6 protein-coding genes are annotated in these 6,174 nt (G+C 68.4%); 5 read left to right on the top strand and 1 reads right to left on the bottom strand.

Annotated elements, in window-relative coordinates; genetic code table 11:
- The coding region (locus tag AC5RUK_RS13315) for a DUF5719 family protein (RefSeq protein ID WP_494152440.1) at positions 1-1,779 on the top strand (1,779 nt) is incomplete at its 5' end.
- Between the two features lie 31 nt (positions 1,780-1,810).
- Here AC5RUK_RS13315 and AC5RUK_RS13310 read toward each other — a convergent pair.
- On the bottom strand, positions 1,811-2,296 hold the full coding sequence (locus tag AC5RUK_RS13310; protein ID WP_493987944.1) for a metallopeptidase family protein: 486 nt from the start codon (positions 2,294-2,296) through the stop codon (positions 1,811-1,813).
- Between the two features lie 170 nt (positions 2,297-2,466).
- On the opposite strand from AC5RUK_RS13310, the gene AC5RUK_RS13305 reads away from it, so the two are divergent.
- The 4 genes from AC5RUK_RS13305 (at position 2,467) to AC5RUK_RS13290 (ending at position 6,164) form a co-directional block, all read left to right on the top strand.
- Positions 2,467-2,856: a DUF3499 domain-containing protein gene (locus AC5RUK_RS13305; protein ID WP_493987945.1), complete on the top strand. Its 390-nt coding sequence runs from the start codon at positions 2,467-2,469 to the stop codon at positions 2,854-2,856.
- Between the two features lie 118 nt (positions 2,857-2,974).
- Positions 2,975-3,217 carry a Trm112 family protein gene (locus AC5RUK_RS13300; RefSeq protein ID WP_494152439.1) on the top strand — a complete coding sequence of 81 codons (243 nt, stop codon included), beginning with the start codon at positions 2,975-2,977 and terminating at the stop codon, positions 3,215-3,217.
- Between the two features lie 10 nt (positions 3,218-3,227).
- Positions 3,228-4,721, top strand: a complete 1,494-nt coding sequence (gene ahcY, locus AC5RUK_RS13295; RefSeq protein ID WP_494152448.1) for an adenosylhomocysteinase — start codon at positions 3,228-3,230, stop codon at positions 4,719-4,721.
- Positions 4,722-4,919: 198 nt separating this feature from the next.
- The gene (locus AC5RUK_RS13290) at positions 4,920-6,164 is read left to right on the top strand and encodes a L,D-transpeptidase (RefSeq protein ID WP_494152438.1); all 1,245 of its coding nucleotides are present in this window, start codon (positions 4,920-4,922) and stop codon (positions 6,162-6,164) included.
- Positions 6,165-6,174: the final 10 nt, after the last annotated feature.

The following is a 6,174-nucleotide window of genomic DNA, read 5'->3' as shown; positions in this document are numbered from 1 at the left end:
AAGGCCGAGCCGGATCAGCCGGTTGACCGCAAGGCCGAGCCGGATCAGCCGGTTGACCGCAAGGCCGAGCCGGATCAGCCGGTTGACCGCAAGGCCGAGCCGGATCAGCCGGTTGACCGCAAGGCCGCCAAGCGGGCTGCGCGGCGGGACCGCACACGCGATGCCGCTGCCGGCAAGGCGACCGCACGCTCCGGCAGTTCCACCGCAAGCGGCACGCCCAAGGGCGGCGGCGGGCGGCGGACGCTGGGCGCCGTCTCCGGAGCGGGCCTTCTGCTGCTGACCGGAGCGGCGGTAGCGGCCGGCAGCCTGCTGGACGTGCCGGGCGCGGCAGCCGAGCGCCCGCCCGTGTCCGCCGCCGTTCCGGCCGGAGACTACACCGCCGTCTGCCCGGAGCCTCTCCGGCTGCTCGATACTGCCGCCGAAGACACCGATCCCCAGTTCAGCCCGGTCTCCACCACGGCGCAGACCAGGGCCAGGGCCCTGGTGCTCAGCGACCTCGGCGGCAACGTCCCCGGCAGCGAACTGACGGAACTGGGAGCGGGCACTCCGCTTGCGCGCATCGCCGAACCAACGGAAAAGTCCTCCGGCGAGACCAAGATGGTGGCGTCCGTGGTGTCCGGACAGGACCTGTCCGCCCCCACCGTGCTGCGGGCCGCCCCGATGGGGGAGTCCACGGCGCTGGCCGGTGCGGCCATGACCTACCGTGCCTCCGACGGCGACCTGCGCGGACTGGCCGCGGCCAACTGCATGGCCCCTGCCAATGACTTCTGGCTGCTCGGCGCCTCCACCACCGTGGGAACCACCTCCGTGTTGAAACTGCACAACAGTTCCCAGACACCGTCCTCGGTCGACCTCGAACTAATCTCTTCCGAGGGGCAGATCCAGGCTCCGGGCACCCGCGGGCTGCTGGTCGCTCCGGGGGAGTCGCGTTCCATCGTGCTGGCGGGCGTGGCCGCGAACCAGGAATCACTGGCCGTGCGCGTCCAGTCCTCCGGCGGCCCGGTGACCGGCTTCATCCAGCAGAGCATCCTGCGTCAGCTGACCCCCGGCGGCGTCGAGTTGCTGCAGGCGTCTGCCCCGGCCGGAACGCGCCAGGTGGTCACGGGAATCACCGTCCAGGACGAGAAACTGGCACGGGCGATCCGGGGCCAGGACGGTTACGGGAACGCCGCGCCGGCGCTGGAGGTGGCGGTGCCCGGCGTGACCGACGCGGTCCTGGAAGTGCGCGTGTTCGGTTCGGACGGGCCGGTCGGCCTCCCGGGCGGCGGCGTCATCACCGCGGCGGCCGGCAGCGTCACCAGGGTGCCGCTGGAGTCCCTGCCCGCCGGCACGTATTCCGTCGAAATCAGCGCCGACGTGTCCATCGCTGCCGCCGCACGGGTCAGCAGGGCAACCGAGACGGGCGAACCGGTGGACTTCGGGTGGTCACCTGCCGCCGGCCGCCTCGGCAGCAACCATCTGGCCGTCGTGCCGGGCGGTGTCAGCTCCAGGATGGCCTTCAGCGCGCCGTCCGGGGACGCCACGGTGGAAATTACTCCGGTGGATCTCAAAGGCAAACCGGGGGAGAAGCAGGTGGTCAGCGTCCCCGCCGGAACCACCGTGACCCTGGATCCCAAGGCCGACGTCACCGACGCTGCGGCCCTGTTGATCAGCGCCTCCGGCGAAGCCGTCTACGGTGCCCAGGTCCTGACCGACGGCGGTGCACCCGATATTGCGGTCCTGCCGGTGCCCGCCGGGACGCAGGCGCAGACCGCGGTGCCGGTCGATATCGGGTACTAGGACGACGGGGCGCCTGGACCGTAACGCCCGATCAGGGGCGGGTCCGGCCGTAGCCGGGGTCAACCGCTTCCGGTGCCATGTTCAGCAGTTGCGCGGTCTGCTCCACCACCACATCGTGGATGAGCTCCGGAAGCTCGGCCCGCAGCCGGGCCGCCGTCTGGACCGGCTGCCGGAACACAGTCACCACGGCCGGGCGGCCCGGCGAGGCCGGAGTGAAGCTGCCCAGCGGCGCGGCCTGGCCGCGGGCCAGCAGCTCCTCGAGGCGGGGCGGAATGTCTTCGACCACGAATTGGGCTGCTTCGACCCGCTCGCCCCAGAAGTACGCCAGCCGCTCGGCGGACTCCGAGACCCACTGCTCGAACTGTTCCGACCTGGTCAGATGGCCGGGCAGGTTGGCGGGCAGCAGGTCGCCGCGCAGCCCGCGGCCGCGGCGGTTCCGGCGTCGTGCGGCAAACGGACGGCGCCAGCCACCGCCGTCGCTATCCAGCGAGAGGGTCAGTGATGGTCCGTTGTCCATATACCGACTTTAAGCCCGGGAACCGGAATAAGGCACCCGGCCCCCGCAGCCGGTGCGCCGGAGCGTCCGGGGGAGCAGCGTCCGGGCGACCCGATTGTGACCAAATCTTTTCTTCACCGGCCCGCGCCGGTGGTCCGGAAGGAGGGAGGCCGGGAGTAGGATGCTCTCTCGTGGGATCCTTTCGTCAATGTTCACGCTCGGCCTGTCAACGGTCGGCCATCGCTACTTTGACATACGTGTATGCGGATTCCACTGCCGTCCTGGGCCCGCTGGCGACCTACGCGGAGCCACACTGCTACGACCTGTGTGCCGAGCACGCCGGACGGCTGACCGTGCCCCGCGGCTGGGAAGTCATGCGGTTGGCCCTGCCGGAGCAGGCGCCGGTCCCCAACCCCGACGACCTGTTGGCCTTGGCCGACGCCGTGCGCGAGGCCGCCCGCACACCGGAGGCAGCCGACGAGGTGCCCCAGCCGCGCGGCCAGCGCGAGCCGTTGGAGCCTCCAGCAGGTGCTGCCGGCACCCGGCGCGGGCACCTGCGCGTTCTGCGCGGACAACCATAGGGCGATACGCTGGGAGGCGGGCAGCCCGCCGTGCCGGCAACCTGCCGTCCGTGGCGAAGCCCCGCGCCGCCGGAAGCGGACGCAGCCGAAGCTGCTGGAGATCAAAGGACACCATTGCATGGCACATCTGACCCCCGAACTGCTGGCGGTTTTGCGCTGTCCGGCTACCGGTTCATCACTGGCCCAGGAGGGCGACGAGCTGGTCTCGACCGGCCGCACCGCCGACGGAGCGCGGCTGCGCTACCGGATCGAAGACGGCATCCCGGTGCTGCTGCCGCACGCCGCCCCGGCCGCCGGCGCCCTTGATTCAACCAACGACGGCGCCGCTGCTTCCCCCCATGACGGCCCCGCTGACGCTTAGGAGCATGACTGTGACGTTCGATTACAAGGTCAAGGACCTCTCGCTGGCAGCCGCCGGCCGCCACCAGATCCGCTTGGCGGAGCACGAGATGCCGGGTTTGATGGCACTGCGCGCAGAGTTCGGCGAGGCCCAGCCCCTGGCCGGGGCCCGGATCGCCGGTTCCTTGCACATGACGGTGCAGACCGCGGTCCTGATCGAAACCCTGACCGCACTCGGAGCCGAGGTCCGCTGGGCCTCCTGCAACATCTTCTCCACCCAGGACGAGGCCGCCGCCGCCGTCGTGGTGGGCAAGGGCACGCCGGAAGAGCCGCAGGGCGTTCCGGTTTTCGCCTGGAAGGGCGAAACGCTCGAAGAATACTGGTGGACGGCGGAGCAGATCCTGACCTGGCCGGGTGCCGCCGAGAACCCCGAGCTGGGGCCGAACATGATTTTGGACGACGGCGGCGATGCCACCCTGCTGCTGCACAAGGGCGTCGAATTCGAAGCCGCCGGTGCCGTTCCCTCGGCCACCGCCGACGACCCGCACGAGTACACGATCATCCTGGACGTGCTGCGCGCCTCGCTGGCCAAGGACCCGCAGAAGTTCACCCGGGTCGCCGCCGGCATCCGCGGCGTCACCGAGGAAACCACCACCGGCGTGCACCGGCTCTACCAGCTGGCGGAGCAGGGCCAGCTGCTGTTCCCGGCGATCAACGTCAACGACGCGGTGACCAAGTCCAAGTTCGACAACAAGTACGGCATCCGCCATTCGCTGCCGGACGGCATCAACCGGGCCACCGACGTTTTGATGGGCGGCAAGACCGCCGTGGTCTGCGGTTACGGCGACGTCGGCAAGGGCGCGGCCGAGGCGCTGCGCGGCCAGGGCGCCCGCGTCGTCGTCACCGAGATCGACCCGATCTGCGCCCTGCAGGCCGCGATGGACGGCTACCAGGTCACCACCCTGGACAAGGTCGTCGGCGAGGGCCACATCTTCATCACCACGACCGGCAACAAGGACGTCATCATGGCGTCCGACATGGTGAAGATGCGCGACAAGGCGATCGTGGGCAACATCGGCCACTTCGACAATGAAATCGATATGGCAGGCCTGGCCAACGTCCAGGGCGTCCGGAAGGTCGAGATCAAGCCGCAGGTCCACGAATGGGTCTTCGATGCCGGCCTGGCGACCGAACGCTCCATCATCGTGCTCTCCGAGGGCCGCCTGCTGAACCTGGGCAACGCCACCGGGCACCCTTCGTTCGTGATGAGCAACTCCTTCGCCAACCAGACCATTGCGCAGATCGAGCTGTTCACCAAGCACGGCAAGCCGGCCGAGGGCTCGGCCACCGGCGAGCCCGAATACGCCAACCAGGTCTACGTGCTGCCGAAGGTGCTCGATGAGAAGGTAGCCCGGCTGCACCTGGGCGCGCTCGGCGTCGAACTCACCGAACTGAACAAGGAACAGGCCGAGTACCTGGGCGTGAACGTCGCCGGCCCGTACAAGCCGGACCATTACCGCTACTGATCGGGTCCGGACGGCTAACGGCGGGCGGCGCCTCCGCCCCCGCCGTTGGCCGGCCGGTTAATGGTTACCGGATTGTTGGGCGGACCCGCCCGCAATAACACGTCCCTTCGGCGCCGCGCGCCCTACGATGGAAGCAGGGTGCTGCTGTGCCCTTCAGCGGCGATCAGGTGCCGCCGAGGTCTCGTGAGTTGGGTTGGGATGACTGAGGAAAAAAAGAAGCGCAAGGGCCTCAAGATTGCCCTGCTGTGCATCATCGGAGTGCTGGTGGCAGCCGCCGCGGCCGTCACGGCAGCGGCCATGGCGTCGCCGACTTTCGCCTCCCAGCTGGGACGGGTGTTCGCCGCCGCGCCGGCCGAGCGGCAGGGCTTCGCGGAGCCGGTCGTCAAGGCGATGTCGGTCGGAGTCACCCCGGAAGACAAAGCCGTGGAAGTCAATCCGGCCACCGTGGCCACCATCACCGCCAAGAACGCCTCCATCAAGGATGTGGTGTTAACGCCGGCGGAGGGCGGCGAACCGATCGCCGGCGAACTGTCCGCAGACGGCAGCGTCTGGAAGGCAACGGAACGCCTGGACTTCCTGACCGAATACGACTTCAGCTACACGCTCGTGGACCGCGCCGGCACCGAGACCGCCAAGCAGCAGAGCTTCACCACCGTGTTGGCACCCAACCAGGCCGACGGCTGGATGTACCCGCTGGACGGACAGAGCGTGGGCATCGCCCAGCCGCTGGAGTTCAATTTCAGTGAACCCGTGCTGAACAAGGAAGCGGTGGAGAAGGCCATCTCCATCACCACCTCCGCCGGGCAGAAGGGCGAGTTCTACTGGTACTCGGACACCAAGGCCCGCTTCCGTGCCGAAAGATACTGGGAACCGAACAGCACCGTGACAGTGGACATGAAACTGTTCGGCGTGGAGTTCGGCAACAACATGGTCGGGATGAACGACGAGAAGATCACCGTCAACATCCTCGATGACCGCAGGGCGATCGTGGACAACAAGACCAAGACCATGAAGATCTACGTGGGCGGTGAGCTGGCCAAAACCTTCCCGGTGACTCTGGGCGACCCGAACTGGCCGTCCAGCAAGGGCATCCACCCGATCATGGACATGCATGAGTCGCTTCCGTTCAACCCGCGCAGCATCGGGCTCAAACCGGGAGACCCGGACTGGTACGAGCCGTTCGACGCCAAGTACGCCAGCCGGTTGAGCAACAGCGGCGAATTCGTCCACACAACCCTCGACCCCTCGGCCCTGGGCGTGCGCAACATTTCGCACGGCTGCGTGGGCATGTCCGAAGCCGGCGCCCGGTACTTCTACGAGACCATGCGGACCGGGGACATCGTGGATATCCGCAATACCGACGGCGGGTTCCTGGATCCGACGGACGGTTTCGGGGACTGGAACGTGGATTGGAAGACCTGGACGTCGCAGGACAAGAGCTAGCTGTCCCGCG

The sequence above is a fragment of the Arthrobacter sp. Y3223065 genome (assembly GCF_059090885.1).
Note: the sequence above shows the minus strand (reverse complement) of the source record. Positions and strands in the feature narration are given on the sequence as shown.